The organism is Kibdelosporangium philippinense (genome assembly GCF_021390435.2).
Classification (GTDB): domain Bacteria; phylum Actinomycetota; class Actinomycetes; order Mycobacteriales; family Pseudonocardiaceae; genus Kibdelosporangium; species Kibdelosporangium philippinense.
In genome coordinates this window covers 233,147-249,907 of record NZ_JAJVCN010000005.1, presented here as the reverse complement: position 1 = coordinate 249,907, position 16,761 = coordinate 233,147, and the positions used below count along the sequence as shown (strand labels likewise).

Below are 16,761 nucleotides of genomic sequence, written 5' to 3'. Positions count from 1 at the left end.
GGAGGAGGCGAGGGCATTTTCGTGTTTTGTTTGGCGGGGCTGCTGTGTACTGATTTGGATAGTCGTGAGGAGCATTGCGTGGTGTCTCGTTTTGAGCAGGAGCTGCAGGATGCCTTCGACGAGTTTCAGCGTAGGCGTCAGGAAGCTGTGGACGTGCACCGCGGGCTGGCCGAGATCGAGGTGACCGTCACCGCGCCGCGCACGGTGGTCTCGGTGACTGTTGGTCAACACGGGCAGGTGCGGAACGTGCGGTTCCCGTCGACGGCGTACCGCAGGTTGACCCCTTCGGAACTCGCCGCGGCGGTGCTGGACACCATCACCAAGGCACAGGCGGAATCCCGGGACAAGATGGCCGAGTTGATGGGGCCCATGACGCCGCCGGGTTTCGACCTGAAGAGCATGATGGACGGTACGGCCGACCTGGACGCGTTGCTGCCGAAGGACTTCGATGCCAACGGCTTCTTCGGCAGGCCCATGACATGAGCGGCGAGATTCGGGTCAGCATCTCGGTCCTCCGCACGTACATCCCGGGATTCGACGAGACGACGCAGTGCATCTACTCCACGGTCGACCTGTTGCGGTCCGGGCTCGATGGCATCACAGATGGGCAGTACATCTCCGGTGACGACGACAACGGCACGAAGTTCGCCGCGGTCTTCGCCAAACGGGCGGGGAGATGGAGGACACACACATGCCTGTGTCCGACGGTCGGCAGAGCCACCTGCACGGTTGTCGTGATTGAGACCAGCGCCCTGTGTCCGTAGAACCGCCTGGTGACGAGAGTCATTTCATTCCGGATGGGTGGCAGGGTCTGCCGATCCTGATCGCGGGTGGGCCGCTGCCGCCGGGGCAGGTCGGCTTGATGCGTGAGCAGGCGGAGGCGTACCGGGCTTTCGCGCAGCGGATTGTGTCGGCGGGTGATGGTCTTCACAGGCTGGTCGATGGTGTTGCGAACAACGTCAGCGACAGGGTGGCGGATTCGTTTCGGGAGTTCGCGGCGAAGCTCAACGACGGCACGGGCGAAACGCTGGCCGATATGGCGAACCTGCAGGCGTGGAAGCTGGAACAGCAGGCGCAGAATATCGAGTCCGGCCGGTACGGGATTTATGTCCAGGTGGTCTGGACATTGAACGAGTTGGCGTGGATCGCGGCGAATATTTTCCTGTGGGCGTCGTGGCCGTTCATCCTCGCGTTGGGGCAGTTGATGGTGCGGCTGGTGCGGCTGGGTGTCAGTCGCAAGACCATGGCGATCATCATGACCAAGGTCGTGACCGAGGTGGCCACGCACGGACTGGACAACGTGGCCGTTCGGATCGCGAAGGGCGGCTTCGACGACATCGTGACGACCGCGATGAAGCAGACGGGTCAGGACATTGCCGTCCGCAATTTGCCCACGGTCTTCAAGGAGGCTGTCAAGCAGAACTGGCGGACCATCGCCGTGCACACGGCGGACGACGTTGTCGAGGAGGCTAACGAGGAAATGGCCCAGACGGCCCTGGCCGATGGTCTGGCGGGCAAGAGGTCGGATGGCACGTCGATTGGGCTGTCGGCGGGTTTGGGTGGCCTGGGTGGCGGGGCGGGGTCTGTCGCGCACACTGGTGGCAGGAAGGCGGGGCTGGGGGCAACGCACGGGACGAAGCTCGTGAACGGGGTCCAGTCCGGGATCGTGGCCGAGGTGGTGGCCAGTGGCACGGCCATGGCGCCGGGTATCGGTGGTTCGGCCTCAGATATCGGTTTTGGTGTGGTCAACAGCATTGTCACCGATACAGGGATGCACCAGGCGGAGACGACGGCCCGCGAGAACATCCAAGCGCAGAAGAACAAACTGGGCATTCCACACGGTGCGTACGGTGCGGTACCGCCACCGGTGTTAGCCAATCCGGACAGCGTGCACAGCGGCGGGCTCACCGGTGTCGGTCTGGGAGTGAACGGCACCACCGGCACCACCAGCCCGGTTAGCACGGGCAATACGGGTGGTGCGGTGGGTGGGCCGGGCGCGAATGGTGGCAGCCCGCCGCCCAGTGGTGGTAGCGCGGCGCCACCGTTGCCGTCCGGCAGTGGTGACAGTGGTGACAGTGGTCGGGTTGGGGCCGAATGGTCAGCCGATCACACCGCCGCCCCCACCCGGCACTGGCCCACTCGCGCCCCCGCTCCAGGAGGGGGCGATCCAGTCGCACCTTCGGTAGGACCGCCCGGAAGTACACCGACACCGAACGGGCCAGCCGGGCCGAATGTGTCGTCGAACGGCCCGGCCGTGAATGGTGGGCCGAATTCGGTTGGTGGTACGGGGACGTCGGTCAATGGGCCGGCAACGCCTGGTGTGACGGGCTCGGGCGCCGGCCCGACCAATGGGCTTTCGCACGTACCGGGAAATGGGCCCGCGGGTGCGAACGGACTGGCAGGGCTGGATTCCGACAACGGTCCCGCGGTGTCCTCGGGTCCGCAGGCCACTGCAAACGGCAATCCCAACACCACGGTCAACGGTCCAAGCACTAGCCCTCCGACGACGTCGGCCGTAGGTCCGAACCCCGCCAACGTCGCGCAACCGTCCGACGGCCCGGCTACGAATGCCGGCAACAACGGTCCAGCGGTCGCGAGCGCTGGACAGAACACAGCCGCAAATCCAGCAGCCAACACTGGCCCCACCGCCACGCCATCGGCGCAGAATCCCGCGTCCCAGAACGCCAACGGCCCGAAGATGGACGAAGGCGGCCTCCCGGGTCTGGAGACCGCCTTCGTGGGCGGCACCCTGCCCACCATCGAAGTGGACCTCGACTGGGACGACGACGCCGCAACCCTCTACAGCGGCGAAGACGCGTTCGATGTGGACACCGAGGCCGGTGAGAACCAGAACGCCACGGCGCCGGTGGTGAAGCAGTCTGAGGTGACGCTCCAGCAAGACCCGCAGCAGGTCACCATCACCCCGGTGCCGAAACAGCAGGACACCGCTAACGACCGGCCGAATTCCGCTGTTGCCGGACCGAACATGGTGCCCGGTGGTCTGAACGTCGGCGTCGGTAGTCCGAAGAGCGCGGTTTCCGTCGCTCCGTCGATGGTGTCGGGTGAGTCGGCTTCTGCGGTTGTTGGGTCGGACGGTGCTGGGTCGGCGACGGTGAATGCTGGACCCGGTGCGGCGATCGTCCCTTCCGGGGCACCGAACCCGGCGAACCTGATCACAAGCGGCCCTGAGCAGGATATGCCCGTAGTCGATGTTGAAGGGTTGCCTGGTCTGGAAACCGGGTGGGTACGGGATGTTGGCTGGTCTGAGGACAGTGAGACTGTCTACGAGTTCGACATATCCGATCAGGACACGGCGAGTGTCGAGGACCAGCAGCCTGGTGACTCACCCCTGACGGCGTCGCAATCTTTCTACATCAGTCAGCCGGGGCAGGCCGCGGACGATGTCGATGAGGACATCAGGACTTTGGTCGATGTTGACGTATCTGAGGCGTTGGATGCGAAGACTGTTCTGAGCGAGCTCGATATCACGCTCACCGACAAGCTTGGCATACAGGCACTGTTCGGGCCCCATACCGGGACCGAGTTCGACGACGTCCGGCTGATCCAACAAGACGGCTGGATAGCCACGGATGTGGTCAATGACGTGAACCTGAGGTTGGGCAAGGAGAATTCCGGTTGGCAGGACGGCACGGTCAATGCGGCACAGGTCGACGAGATGTTTCGGTGGTATCTGGCGCAACGCACCTACCGGCCGAAAACCGCCGCCGAACTCGCCGACCATCTTGCACACATGTTGCTCACCCACGGCAACGTTGGACCCCGACCGCGTGTGCCCGGCGGCATGCCGGTCAATCGTCAGGAGCTGGACAGGCCCCACCAGCGGGCATCAGCCGGGCCCTCCCGACAGCGCACGCCTGCCAGGTGGGATACGTCGTCCACGACGGCTCCCGCTGGTCGAGGGCCTATGGATGTTGATGTTGCCGAGGCTGCTGGGTATTCACGTGATGTGGCTGGAGGAGGGCGTGTTGCGGGTTCGTCAGGGGGGAGTCCTGTGCGTCACGGCGAGCCGGTCGGTGCCGAGCGACCGCGTTATCCGGGCGCATCCGCACAACCGGAGGTCGATCCGCCGGCGCGTGTGACGCAGAGCGGCCCGCCGGAATTACGCGACAATCAGTCGTGGCCGCGGAAGTTGAGCGCGGCAAGAGAAGAGGATGTAGACGCGATCACGGAACTGGCCCGTGATTATATTCAGCGCTACCGCGAGAAAAATGGCAAAAACATTCCGACCCAAGAGCACGTTTTGGTGCATCTGCAAGACGCGGGTGTGATAGGGAAAGTTGTGGACCTGCGCGCTATTGCGCGGGAGGCGATCTTGCAGGAGAAGAACGAGATCATCGGTGGGGGCTTGAGGCTGAGGGGCGAGCCACCGGGGTTGGCTGGTGCGGCCGGTCGCGCTCCGGCTGTCGGACCGTCGCCCGGCCAGTGGCGCCCTGGTGAGCCGCAGCCGACGCCGGGGCCAGGGCCGGGGCGGGCTGATGAGCAGCGTGTGCCGAAGTCGGGTGTTGGCGATAGTGCGGGGTCGATGGAGCATCGTTCTTCATCGGGGCAGAAACCCTTCCAGAGCAACAAAGAAAGTCTTTACCGGCATGCCAAAAGTTACATGAATTCCGAGACTTCAATACCAACACAAGCAGCATTTGAAAATTACCTCAAAAGTCGACAAGTAAAATTTGATTACGTCCAGTTTGTTGACGTTTACTGGGAAACCGTGATGGGGGGGCGCTGGAAAGCTGACAGGTATTTTCCGTCCGAGGAAGGGTTACAGCGGAAAGCTGAGGAGCAGAAGCGGAAAGCCCCAGAACAGCAGGAGCGGAAAGCTGCGGATATAAAAGCTCGGAAGTCGGTGTCGACAGCTAAAGCGGAGGCAACAACCAACGGATTTCGCGGGTATCTTAAAAAGCGTAAAATAGTATGGAACGATCAGGCTCGGACGGCTTTTCTGAAAGTCAAAACCCGGCAAGACCTCCTAAAATCCGGGTATTACGAGCAGGGGCGACAGTCAGATATAAGCAACGACGAGTTGAGCAATTATGCCCAAGAATACATAACCGAGATCGACGGAAAGGCGCCTGAGCCGGCCGGCGTGGCTGGTCATGGCCATACCGCGACCAGCCACGCCGGCCGGCCTCAGCACTCTGATGGCACGTTTGGGGGGGAGGCGACCCACGCGCAGCGCGCCGAGGCTGATGCTGATGTCGAGATGGCTGACGCTGGTCCGGCCGAGCCGCCCCGGGTCCACCGCCAGCAACACCCACCCACCCACCCAGCATCCCAGGGCCCGGCGATATCAGCGGACCCGACCCGAAACTTAATATATCTTCAGGCCGTGCTCAAAGCCCGCGAGATAACCAATGCACCTTCGGAGGTGCTCGACGCCGCCCTGGGTTACGTAAATCGTGTCGCCACCTTGCCAGCAACAGATCAGGACAGTCTGCCGCCGGGGAATCCCTTGCATCACGCGGCGGCGATCGTTTTCGGCAGGGGCTGGATCGACAACAGGCTCACCAACCGAGGTTTCGGGATAGCGACGGAGAAGGAACTCACTCGCACAATACATCAAGTATTGCCGAATTTGTTTGCTCCGGACATGGCTACACCCAAGGGGACCGTTAATGACTTCGCAGACCGAATCGCGCACTCCATCGTCGACACCCGATGGAACACGTTGCAACATCAGGCCGGTCTCGCACGTAACACAATAACGAAACAGCCCTCCGAGGTTCAGACCCACCTGCAGAGACAGGCCGACGAGATCCTCGCCAGGGAACAAACCGCACCACCACAACCCCACCCCGAAATGTCAGTGGACACGCGGCGGCGACTCCTACTGCATGAATACATGCGCCTGGTCATAGCCGATGAACTGAATCACACGAACAACATCCAATCAGCCACACAACTAGCCCAGTGGCTTGGCAACCAATTCGGCACCAGGCTCGCACCACCCCAACCAAACCCCGGCCTCGAAACATATCGTCCTTCAGCACACCAACACGGCCTCGGCAACACCAATCCGAGACAGCCCGCCCAGATTGTTCTGGAGACGGGAGCACCCCAGCAGATCGGTCCTGGGATTGACGTGGAGACGGTGGGGTCGTCGAGTGAGCTGCGGACTCGCCCGGCGCCGACCGTAGCCCAGCGGGAAATTTTGACTCAGCGGGGATTGGAGGCGGTGGATACGGTCCCTAATGGGGACTGTTTGTTTGAGGCGGTGTTGGTTTCCAGGCCGGACTATCAGCCCTTGCAACCCGCCGAGCTCAGGCGACGAGTGTCGGATCTGCGGCAGCGGGCCGCCGATTACTTGGCGGCCAATGAGACGCGCTTGCAGGGTTTCCACGGGAACCCCAACCAGTCCTACGAGGACGCAGTCCGAGCGCTTGGCAAACGCGGCGTATACATGAACGATTCCGCCGACCTTGTCCCGTACGCGCTGGCTCATATGTTAGGGCTGCGGTTGACAGTGGTGGATGAGAACGGCCGCGACGCGGCCACTTATGGCCCGGAAAACGGCGTCCAGGTCACGCTGTTGCGGACACTTGACGCGGGCGGCCATTACCTGGGCGTCCGTGCCATGTCCACGGCAGCCGAAAGGCCTGACGTCCAGATGGCTGAGGCTGCCCCGGCTGAGCCGCCCCGGATCCACCCCCGGCCCACACGCAGCCAGCCCAGGGTGCGGCGCGTGGAGCTGGATCAGGGACGGACCGCGACCGAGACCGTCTATCCCCCCGAACCCCCTGGCACCGAGAACGAGGTCCAGATCCTTTGGACCAGGACCATCCAGCATCAGCTCACGATCAGGCCGGAGATGGACCACGCGTTCCCCTGGCGTGACCCGCGCGACCCGGTGCACCGCGTGTACGCGCCCTACGCCGACGACAACGGGCAGCTGCATCCCGCAGTCCGGAACCGGGTCGATCACATCACCGCGACGATCACCATCGGCCAGTCTCAGCTGGAACGCATCGCCCGTAACCCTGACGACCCCCGGCTGCCGCTACAGGTAGACAACCAGCCGACGGATGCCTATCTGAAGAATGTGGTCTGGGGGCAGCTGGAGAAGGCGGTGGCCACCGAGATCAAGCGGCTGGTTCGAGGAAGCACAAGAACCCGATCATCGGCACCACTTCCTGTAACACCCGGTCCCCTGCGGCAACAGCACCTCCTCGACCACGAGAGAGCCCTGCTGAACAAAAACGGACTGTTCCTCACCGAGGACGCCGTCCTCACCCGGGACGGCAAAAAACGGCGGCCTGCCCGCGAGTGGTCTTCCCTGCTCAACGGGCGAATTCTCGGTGTATATCTGGGTGCCGTGCTCGACACTGAAGACACCATCGCAGCCTGGGGACAGACCTACGCAAGTTTCCCGGACTATCGCATGGACGTGACGGGGACTACCAAGCGCCCGACCACTATGAGCGCTGAAGGGGCGGCCAATGCCATCGCGTTCGCGAACGTCGCGCTGGAGGCCAACACGTCTCGGCCGGCCTACGACCGCAGTCGTATCAACGCGTATTTTGTGAACTTTGCCGTCCGGATGCCGGACAGGGATGGCGGATATCGCAATCAGCCGATCGCTGTTCTGGTCGCGTTGGACAACGCGTTCGATGATCAGTCAAATCCTCACCGCCTGATCCTCACCGATTACGGCCCCGATTACCTATCCTACTTCGACAAAAACAAGAAGAAGGTTATCAAGCGTGAACCGGAGGAATAAGGAAATTACGCGTGTTCTGGCCGGCGTTTTGGGACGCGGGCCGCGCAAAACCCGCCCACGGCTCCGGTCTTCGCCGTAAGGTAACATGCCCAGTGGGATGCCCGATGCTGCCGACGCCCGCTGCGGATACCGCGCCGCGGGCCGCGGACGATCCGTCCGCTGGGCTGCGACTTCTTCGAAACAGTCACGCTCACGTGTGAGGTGCTCCTGATCTTCCGGACAGCGGATCTACTAAGAAGGTGTTTGAGATCTTGGTCGGTTGGTTCGGCGAGGTATGTTGATCTCTGCTGCTGACCTGCGGCAAGCTTGGTCAGATGGCGCGCGAGCGGCGGTACCCGGGGTCGCCGTAGTATCCGCCCGATTTTCGGCCGGTTACTACGGCGACCCCTTGGCTGCCGTGGGTTCAGCGCAAGTGAAGGTTCCTCGTCGGGAACCCAAGGGTCCACTCCGCCCAGGACCAGGGCTCGACCCGTGGGTTCGGCTCAACCCGAAGTGTCGCACTCGATCGCGGTTTCCAGAAGCTGACGTGCCGAGGCGGCGTAGCGGATCGCGGTCCTCTCATCGAGTCCGAACACGACCGCGAGGTGCAGCGGGTCAGGGCCGTGGGTGAGTGCCTCCTCCAGTTGCCGGTCGACGCGGAGGCGTTCGAGGGTGGCTTCTTGTCCTCGGAACCCGGCTTTGATCCAGAACCCGCTCACCGGGCCGAGTTTGAGTGCGGTCATCTGGTTGACCAGGAGGTGGGGGTTCGCGGTGGTGGGCCAGCGGGTGCGGCGGTAGTCCAACCAGTCGAGCAGGAGCTTGTGGGTGAGGTCGTCGAGTGGGCGGAGTCGCCCGGCGATGATCAGGCGTCGGTCGCCGAGATCGACATCGTCGAGCCGCAGAGCGCGGATGGCGCCGGATCGGGCGGCGTGGATCGCGGCAAGGGCGATGATCAGCCGGTCGGCAGGCCGGGCAGCTGCGGCGACGGTTCGCTGGACTTGGTCGTCGCGCAAAGGCTGGATGTTCTTCGAGTGCCGGTCGCCGACTCGGATGCGGCTCGTCGGGTTGCGGAACACGACGCCGTTCTTCTTGCAGAACCCGAACATCGACCGCAACACGATCAGGGTGTGTTGGCGGTCCCTGCCGCGGAGGGGCGCCAGGGCTTCGAGCACGTTCTCCCGGGTGACCTCGCGCAGGTGGTCGTAGTTCGCGGACCAGTCGAGCAGGATCGGGCGGACTGCCCTGGCGTATTGCCGGACGGTGTGGATGTCGCGTGGCCGTGTGCGAGGCCCGCCGTTGCGCAGGTTTCGAAGCCAGGTCTCGGTTTCGCGGGCGATGCCCGGCGCGATTCCGTCCAGTTTGCCTTCCAGCCAGTCCTCGAAGGCGGGGCGGCGGTCGTCGACGAGGAGACCCATTTCGTTCAGGACGTCGGCGGTTCGATCGCAGCTGAGGCCCAGTGGTCGCAGGGCGGTGAACATGGCGACGTAGGACACCGTGTCGTCGTCGATGTGGTGGGACAGCAGGATGATCAGCGACCGTTCGACGTCGAGGCGGATGCGCCGGGGCCAGCCGCGTCGTTCTGCGAGCTGGCAGGCGACGTGCTGTCCCCAGCGCAGCCATGGGTTGTCTGGATTAGCGTCCATGGTTTCGTCGAAGCGGGTGTAGTCCCGTGGCAGACCGGGGAACAACACCGGCTGCGCCCACCGAGTGACAGGCCGTCCGGCTGGTGCGGGATCCGGCGTGCGGGGGCGACCTCGGCGCGGGTGCTTTCTGGGTGGCGAGGTGGACGCGCCGCGCGTGGACTGCATGTCGGCGAAGAACAGTTGGTGATGCCGTACCTGTTGCAGGAAGCGAACGGCCGTGGCGCCGGTCGAGTGCAGCGGGCGTCCGCTCTCCCGAGCCAGGACCCTGGCCTGGGCCCAGCACAACCGGCAGTACTCACTGCGCACCGGCTCCCAGCGACCGCATCCGGCGCACTGGTCGACCGCGTACTCGCGGGCGAACATGTAGCAGGCAACACAGAACCCATGCCCAAAGATCCGGCCCCAGGACAGGCAACTCACACAGGTGCGCGCCGGCCCGCGAACCCTGTGCTTCATCGTCACAGCGGTGGCAGAGAGCGGCCGTCAGGGCGCTTGGGCGTTACTGCGGGTGCTCCAGCGGCGGCGGCCTTGGGCTGCTCGTCGGTGCCGGGCTTGTGGACCTGCTCCGGTTCGGGGATCAGCAACTCACCGATCTCGCAGCCCAGCGCCACGCAGATGACGTCGAGGTCTGACAGCTTCATGCTGGCCGGGTTTCCTGACCACAGACCGGACATCTTGCCTGCGGAGATCACCAGGCCGTGCTCGGCCAGCTTGTGTTGCAACTCGCTGGCCTTCCAGATGCCTCGATTCGCGGCGGCGAGCCGCAGGTTCCACTTCATGACAGCAGTCCTTCCAGGCGCCCGGCGGCACGCTTCTGGCCAGCGACCCAGGCGTCTTCGATCCGGGTCCGGTGAACGTGGACGTAGTTCAGAGTCGAGGCGATCCAGGAGTGTCCGAGCAGCTCCTGAATGGAGACCAAGTCCAAACCAGACAGATAGAGCTGGCTGGCGCAGAAGTGTCGCATTACATGCGGCGTAAGCTTTTCCGTCCAACCCGGCAGATGCGCGGCGGTGGCTTGGGCCAATCCGGCGCGCAGGGCGTCGTCGCCGACGCGGCGGCAGGTTCCGTCGGCGTGACGACGCTCGGAGGGCAGCAGCGGTGCGCCAGGCCGGAGGTGATCGTCGTCGAAGTGCCCCCACACGTCCTCGATGAACCAGCGCAGGGTCCGGTCGGCGCCGTTGATCAGCGGCACCATCCGTTCCCGGGGACCGCTGCCCCTGGCGCCCTTACCAGCGCGGACGTGCAGTTTGCCGAACCGGCCCAGCTCCCACTTCACGTCGTCCAGGTCCAGGCCGCACGCTTCGTTCACACGCAGACCGACCTGGGACATCAGTTTCGCGGCGACGAAGTTGCGGGCGGTTGGCGCGAACTTCCGGCAGGTCACCAGCTCCTGCCGCCACCCGGCGAACAGCGTGTCGACTTCCTGGTCGGTCGGCGGGATGCGCAGCGCGGCCTGCTTGCGACCGCGGGGCTTGTTCATCTCGTCGATCGGGCAGTGCACGACTCGGCCGGTCAGGGCGTGGATCTCGACCTGGTGCCGCAGTTCCAGGAACGCGAAGAACGTCGTCAACGCCTGCGACCGCGCCAGCCGGGTGCCCTTCGCCGCGGAACGCAGCGCTTTGCCGAAGTAGGCGTCGGCGTCCGTCGGTTCCATGTCCCACAACGGTTTGCCGAACCAGGCCCGGACTTGTTCGAGGTGGCCGACGTCGGAACTGATCGTGCCGTCGGCCAAGCCTGCCGAGGCGCGGGCGAGCACGAACCCGGCCAGCACGTCGGTCTCGAACTCGGCGATCTCCTCCGGGCTCGCTGGCGGGCGCCGCTCGCGCAGGTCCCGCACCACCGCCAGACTCAACCCGCAGCCCTGCCTTCAGTCTGATCCGCACAACCTCGACCTGTTCGAGATCGGTTCACGAAAGCTGAAGTTGAGTCAAAACGGCAGGCTGTCACCCAAAGGAGTGAGACCGCCCTGGTCCTGGGCGGAGTGGACCCTTGCGTTCCCGACGAGGAACCTCCGAACTCACGGGTTATCTCTTAGGTCGTTCGTCCTCCGCTTCGCTCCGGGCGCTCCACCTGGACCTGCGCCTGCGCAACGGTCAAGGGCGGCACGGATCGAGGAAAGGTCGAGTGTGCCCGCCTTACGAGCCGGGGATCGGGCGCGGTCAGATCTCACGAACACAAACCTCCCGGCCGAACCGGGTGCGGTCGGGAGGCGCGGAGAAACGCGGTCGCAACTGACGGACAAAACCAACCCCCGCTCTGCGGCCCACAACTATTCGATCACCACCGCTTGACGCACCACCAGAGCGGCAAGCTCGTCGTAGGACCGGGCGCCGATCCCCAGCCCGCACACCTTGATCACCCATATGGACGATCAAGGAAAAGCCGTACAAAACAACCTAATCAGTTACCTAATTTACACAACATTGTGTACTTTGAGGAAGACTTTCCGTGATCAGGTAGATGTCGGTTGTGCAGCCTGGTTGTCTTCAATCAGGTCGTTCGCAAGGACGCTTTCCGGCTGTGCAAGCCGGGCGGACGGGGTAATTGCTTTATAGGAGGAAGAATGAAATTGGAGACGCTGAGGCGGGTCACCGTCGCCGGTGTGGTGGCCGTCGCAGGGCTGGGTTTGGCAACGCAGCCCGCCCTGGCATCCGATAAGGCCGTTACCGTCACTCATAGGGCTTACACGGCCAAGGCCGACAACCACCCGGGCAACGGCAAAAAGGGGTGGGTGTGGGTCGGCAGTACTAGCAATGAACAAGCTCATGTCGACTACTTCCTGGTGGGCGACAGTGAGATGCACACGCTGTACAGCGAAGTCCCCCGTGGCCAGGCATATCAGAGTTTTGATAAGGCCGTTAAGTCCATTCGAGTCTGCGGTCATGACCCCGGCGAACTTAGCGGCGATGGGTGCTCCTACGGTGGTGATTTTCTCTCGGTGCCCCAATAAAAGGGATCCAATCGATCCCGGCCGGACCGCGGCCCCGGCCGGGATCGACGAACGCGACGTCTGCCGGGGTGAGTGTGAAGAACCGGAACAACTCGTCCCGCCCGATCTCCGGGAACCCCCGCAGACGCTCCAGCTCCTCGTCCGCGAACACCTGCGTCGCCAAGAACGACCTCCCGCCAGCCCGCAGATCCCCAGCTCAGAAGCCTACTCAGCCATATCCACCCGATTTTCGGCGAGTACTACGGGGACCCCAACGGAACACCGTGGCACGTGAGCACGGTTCCTGGTCGAGCTGTTCCGTAAGAGTGTTCCGCGTTGCGTTCCGGTGGCGGGGGTATACGGAACAATGGGTGGGAGAATGGGACACGAGTCGGGTACGCGCGCTGCTCCACCGACGAGCAGGACGTGCTCGTGCAGACCGAGCAGCTGCAAGCGCTGGGAGTCGAGCCGGACCGGATCTACATCGACCGCGGCTTCTCCGGCACCACCCGCACCAACCGGTCCGGGCTGGACCAGGCGCTGGCGGCGGTGTGGGACGGCAGCGTCTTCACCGTCACCAAGTTCGACCGGTTCGCCCGCAACATGGCCGAAGCCAACGAGATCCTCACCGACCTGCGCGGCCGGGGCGTGCTGTTCGGCCTCGGCGCCTCGGTCTACGACTGGGACGACCCGTTCGGCCGGCTGTTCCTGCAAACCCTGGCGATGGTCGCCGAGTTCGAGGCCAACCTCAACCACCTGCGCACCCGCGAGGGAATGGCCATCGCCAAACGCAAGGGCAAACTGCGCGGCAAACAACCCAAGCTGCCCGAATCCGCGCAGCGCTCTATTCGCCGCCGCTACGCCGACGGCGAGGGCTCCCTGGCCGACCTCGCCGAGGAATACACCGTCGGCCGCTCCACCATCCACCGCGTCATCCATCGCAGCCCGGCTCCTGGTGCCGCACCCCACGAGGCCCCCTGATCATCTTCTGCCACGACCGAAAACACGGCAGAACATGAAGCACCACTGACCAGCGACGCCGAGGGCTTAGCGCTAATGGCTGTACCGCTGCTACTCAACCCCGTCCTCGGCGAACACCCGCGTGGCCAACCACGACCTCCAGCCCCCCAGAGAAGGTCAGCAGGCTACTGGAGCCCGTCCCGAGCGCCCGTGGCCGTGCGGTGCCCCGGGGCCTATGCGGACGGCGGAGTAGACGACCTCGCTGCTGGCGAGCCGGACGATCAGGGTCTCAGAGTGGCAGATTTGCGCAGGTCAGGGGTATATCCGCCCGATTTTCGGCGAATACTACGGCGACCCCTTGGCTGCCGTGGGTTCAGCGCAAGTGAAGGTTCCTCGTCGGGAACCCAAGGGTCCACTCCGCCCAGGACCAGGGCTCGACCCGTGGGTTCGGCTCAACCCGAAGTGTCGCACTCGATCGCGGTTTCCAGAAGCTGACGTGCCGAGGCGGCGTAGCGGATCGCGGTCCTCTCATCGAGTCCGAACACGACCGCGAGGTGCAGCGGGTCAGGGCCGTGGGTGAGTGCCTCCTCCAGTTGCCGGTCGACGCGGAGGCGTTCGAGGGTGGCTTCTTGTCCTCGGAACCCGGCTTTGATCCAGAACCCGCTCACCGGGCCGAGTTTGAGTGCGGTCATCTGGTTGACCAGGAGGTGGGGGTTCGCGGTGGTGGGCCAGCGGGTGCGGCGGTAGTCCAACCAGTCGAGCAGGAGCTTGTGGGTGAGGTCGTCGAGTGGGCGGAGTCGCCCGGCGATGATCAGGCGTCGGTCGCCGAGATCGACATCGTCGAGCCGCAGAGCGCGGATGGCGCCGGATCGGGCGGCGTGGATCGCGGCAAGGGCGATGATCAGCCGGTCGGCAGGCCGGGCAGCTGCGGCGACGGTTCGCTGGACTTGGTCGTCGCGCAAAGGCTGGATGTTCTTCGAGTGCCGGTCGCCGACTCGGATGCGGCTCGTCGGGTTGCGGAACACGACGCCGTTCTTCTTGCAGAACCCGAACATCGACCGCAACACGATCAGGGTGTGTTGGCGGTCCCTGCCGCGGAGGGGCGCCAGGGCTTCGAGCACGTTCTCCCGGGTGACCTCGCGCAGGTGGTCGTAGTTCGCGGACCAGTCGAGCAGGATCGGGCGGACTGCCCTGGCGTATTGCCGGACGGTGTGGATGTCGCGTGGCCGTGTGCGAGGCCCGCCGTTGCGCAGGTTTCGAAGCCAGGTCTCGGTTTCGCGGGCGATGCCCGGCGCGATTCCGTCCAGTTTGCCTTCCAGCCAGTCCTCGAAGGCGGGGCGGCGGTCGTCGACGAGGAGACCCATTTCGTTCAGGACGTCGGCGGTTCGATCGCAGCTGAGGCCCAGTGGTCGCAGGGCGGTGAACATGGCGACGTAGGACACCGTGTCGTCGTCGATGTGGTGGGACAGCAGGATGATCAGCGACCGTTCGACGTCGAGGCGGATGCGCCGGGGCCAGCCGCGTCGTTCTGCGAGCTGGCAGGCGACGTGCTGTCCCCAGCGCAGCCATGGGTTGTCTGGATTAGCGTCCATGGTTTCGTCGAAGCGGGTGTAGTCCCGTGGCAGACCGGGGAACAACACCGGCTGCGCCCACCGAGTGACAGGCCGTCCGGCTGGTGCGGGATCCGGCGTGCGGGGGCGACCTCGGCGCGGGTGCTTTCTGGGTGGCGAGGTGGACGCGCCGCGCGTGGACTGCATGTCGGCGAAGAACAGTTGGTGATGCCGTACCTGTTGCAGGAAGCGAACGGCCGTGGCGCCGGTCGAGTGCAGCGGGCGTCCGCTCTCCCGAGCCAGGACCCTGGCCTGGGCCCAGCACAACCGGCAGTACTCACTGCGCACCGGCTCCCAGCGACCGCATCCGGCGCACTGGTCGACCGCGTACTCGCGGGCGAACATGTAGCAGGCAACACAGAACCCATGCCCAAAGATCCGGCCCCAGGACAGGCAACTCACACAGGTGCGCGCCGGCCCGCGAACCCTGTGCTTCATCGTCACAGCGGTGGCAGAGAGCGGCCGTCAGGGCGCTTGGGCGTTACTGCGGGTGCTCCAGCGGCGGCGGCCTTGGGCTGCTCGTCGGTGCCGGGCTTGTGGACCTGCTCCGGTTCGGGGATCAGCAACTCACCGATCTCGCAGCCCAGCGCCACGCAGATGACGTCGAGGTCTGACAGCTTCATGCTGGCCGGGTTTCCTGACCACAGACCGGACATCTTGCCTGCGGAGATCACCAGGCCGTGCTCGGCCAGCTTGTGTTGCAACTCGCTGGCCTTCCAGATGCCTCGATTCGCGGCGGCGAGCCGCAGGTTCCACTTCATGACAGCAGTCCTTCCAGGCGCCCGGCGGCACGCTTCTGGCCAGCGACCCAGGCGTCTTCGATCCGGGTCCGGTGAACGTGGACGTAGTTCAGAGTCGAGGCGATCCAGGAGTGTCCGAGCAGCTCCTGAATGGAGACCAAGTCCAAACCAGACAGATAGAGCTGGCTGGCGCAGAAGTGTCGCATTACATGCGGCGTAAGCTTTTCCGTCCAACCCGGCAGATGCGCGGCGGTGGCTTGGGCCAATCCGGCGCGCAGGGCGTCGTCGCCGACGCGGCGGCAGGTTCCGTCGGCGTGACGACGCTCGGAGGGCAGCAGCGGTGCGCCAGGCCGGAGGTGATCGTCGTCGAAGTGCCCCCACACGTCCTCGATGAACCAGCGCAGGGTCCGGTCGGCGCCGTTGATCAGCGGCACCATCCGTTCCCGGGGACCGCTGCCCCTGGCGCCCTTACCAGCGCGGACGTGCAGTTTGCCGAACCGGCCCAGCTCCCACTTCACGTCGTCCAGGTCCAGGCCGCACGCTTCGTTCACACGCAGACCGACCTGGGACATCAGTTTCGCGGCGACGAAGTTGCGGGCGGTTGGCGCGAACTTCCGGCAGGTCACCAGCTCCTGCCGCCACCCGGCGAACAGCGTGTCGACTTCCTGGTCGGTCGGCGGGATGCGCAGCGCGGCCTGCTTGCGACCGCGGGGCTTGTTCATCTCGTCGATCGGGCAGTGCACGACTCGGCCGGTCAGGGCGTGGATCTCGACCTGGTGCCGCAGTTCCAGGAACGCGAAGAACGTCGTCAACGCCTGCGACCGCGCCAGCCGGGTGCCCTTCGCCGCGGAACGCAGCGCTTTGCCGAAGTAGGCGTCGGCGTCCGTCGGTTCCATGTCCCACAACGGTTTGCCGAACCAGGCCCGGACTTGTTCGAGGTGGCCGACGTCGGAACTGATCGTGCCGTCGGCCAAGCCTGCCGAGGCGCGGGCGAGCACGAACCCGGCCAGCACGTCGGTCTCGAACTCGGCGATCTCCTCCGGGCTCGCTGGCGGGCGCCGCTCGCGCAGGTCCCGCACCACCGCCAGACTCAACCCGCAGCCCTGCCTTCAGTCTGATCCGCACAACCTCGACCTGTTCGAGATCGGTTCACGAAAGCTGAAGT

11 protein-coding genes are annotated in these 16,761 nt (G+C 64.7%); 5 read left to right on the top strand and 6 right to left on the bottom strand.

From position 1 onward, the window contains the following. The first annotated feature begins 78 nt into the window (after window positions 1–78). From LWC34_RS54375 to LWC34_RS54365, 3 genes are read left to right on the top strand one after another with little or no spacing between them, the layout of a single operon-like run. Window positions 79–483 (top strand): YbaB/EbfC family nucleoid-associated protein, encoded by a 405-nt coding sequence (locus tag LWC34_RS54375; RefSeq protein ID WP_233734515.1) that lies wholly within the window; start codon window positions 79–81, stop codon window positions 481–483. Further along, window positions 480–764, top strand: coding sequence for a hypothetical protein (locus LWC34_RS54370; protein WP_233734514.1), 285 nt, complete (start codon window positions 480–482; stop codon window positions 762–764). Before LWC34_RS54375 ends, LWC34_RS54370 begins: the two co-directional genes overlap by 4 nt. Beyond that, a complete protein-coding gene (locus tag LWC34_RS54365; RefSeq protein WP_233734513.1) occupies window positions 755–7,735 on the top strand; it encodes a hypothetical protein in 6,981 nt (2,326 codons plus the stop codon). The genes LWC34_RS54370 and LWC34_RS54365 overlap by 10 nt, the downstream gene beginning before the upstream one ends. Before the next feature lie 482 nt (window positions 7,736–8,217). Here the strand turns inward: LWC34_RS54365 and LWC34_RS54360 are convergent, their stop codons facing one another. Genes LWC34_RS54360 through LWC34_RS54350 form a run of 3 tightly spaced genes read right to left on the bottom strand, consistent with a single transcriptional unit; the run spans window position 8,218 to window position 11,209 of the window. Next, complete coding sequence (locus LWC34_RS54360; RefSeq protein WP_233734508.1) at window positions 8,218–9,813, bottom strand: site-specific integrase; 1,596 nt, start codon at window positions 9,811–9,813, stop codon at window positions 8,218–8,220. Window positions 9,814–9,815: 2 nt separating this feature from the next. Then, window positions 9,816–10,136 (bottom strand): helix-turn-helix domain-containing protein, encoded by a 321-nt coding sequence (locus LWC34_RS54355; RefSeq protein ID WP_233734507.1) that lies wholly within the window; start codon window positions 10,134–10,136, stop codon window positions 9,816–9,818. Continuing rightward, window positions 10,133–11,209 carry a tyrosine-type recombinase/integrase gene (locus LWC34_RS54350; protein ID WP_233734506.1) on the bottom strand — a complete coding sequence of 359 codons (1,077 nt, stop codon included), beginning with the start codon at window positions 11,207–11,209 and terminating at the stop codon, window positions 10,133–10,135. The genes LWC34_RS54355 and LWC34_RS54350 overlap by 4 nt, the downstream gene beginning before the upstream one ends. A gap of 711 nt (window positions 11,210–11,920) precedes the next feature. On the opposite strand from LWC34_RS54350, the gene LWC34_RS54345 reads away from it, so the two are divergent. Then, entirely contained in the window at window positions 11,921–12,307 is a 387-nt protein-coding gene (locus LWC34_RS54345; RefSeq protein WP_233734512.1) for a hypothetical protein, read from the top strand. A gap of 405 nt (window positions 12,308–12,712) precedes the next feature. Next, window positions 12,713–13,267: a recombinase family protein gene (locus LWC34_RS54340; RefSeq protein WP_233734510.1), complete on the top strand. Its 555-nt coding sequence runs from the start codon at window positions 12,713–12,715 to the stop codon at window positions 13,265–13,267. Between the two features lie 431 nt (window positions 13,268–13,698). Here LWC34_RS54340 and LWC34_RS54335 read toward each other — a convergent pair whose 3' ends face one another. The 3 genes from LWC34_RS54335 to LWC34_RS54325 are packed head-to-tail and all read right to left on the bottom strand — an operon-like array spanning window position 13,699 to window position 16,690. Then, window positions 13,699–15,294, bottom strand: coding sequence for a site-specific integrase (locus LWC34_RS54335; RefSeq protein ID WP_233734508.1), 1,596 nt, complete (start codon window positions 15,292–15,294; stop codon window positions 13,699–13,701). 2 nt (window positions 15,295–15,296) lie between these two features. After that, the gene (locus LWC34_RS54330) at window positions 15,297–15,617 is read right to left on the bottom strand and encodes a helix-turn-helix domain-containing protein (protein WP_233734507.1); all 321 of its coding nucleotides are present in this window, start codon (window positions 15,615–15,617) and stop codon (window positions 15,297–15,299) included. After that, complete coding sequence (locus LWC34_RS54325; RefSeq protein WP_233734506.1) at window positions 15,614–16,690, bottom strand: tyrosine-type recombinase/integrase; 1,077 nt, start codon at window positions 16,688–16,690, stop codon at window positions 15,614–15,616. The genes LWC34_RS54330 and LWC34_RS54325 overlap by 4 nt, the downstream gene beginning before the upstream one ends. Window positions 16,691–16,761: the final 71 nt, after the last annotated feature.

What these genes read in the sequence shown, in the direction of transcription:
- LWC34_RS54330 (WP_233734507.1), bottom strand. Translation starts at nt 15,617, where the DNA reads ATGAAGTGGAACCTGCGGCTCGCCGCCGCGAATCGAGGCATCTGGAAG.
- LWC34_RS54370 (WP_233734514.1), top strand. Translation starts at nt 480, where the DNA reads ATGAGCGGCGAGATTCGGGTCAGCATCTCGGTCCTCCGCACGTACATC.
- LWC34_RS54360 (WP_233734508.1), bottom strand. Translation starts at nt 9,813, where the DNA reads ATGAAGCACAGGGTTCGCGGGCCGGCGCGCACCTGTGTGAGTTGCCTG.
- LWC34_RS54335 (WP_233734508.1), bottom strand. Translation starts at nt 15,294, where the DNA reads ATGAAGCACAGGGTTCGCGGGCCGGCGCGCACCTGTGTGAGTTGCCTG.
- LWC34_RS54345 (WP_233734512.1), top strand. Translation starts at nt 11,921, where the DNA reads ATGAAATTGGAGACGCTGAGGCGGGTCACCGTCGCCGGTGTGGTGGCC.
- LWC34_RS54355 (WP_233734507.1), bottom strand. Translation starts at nt 10,136, where the DNA reads ATGAAGTGGAACCTGCGGCTCGCCGCCGCGAATCGAGGCATCTGGAAG.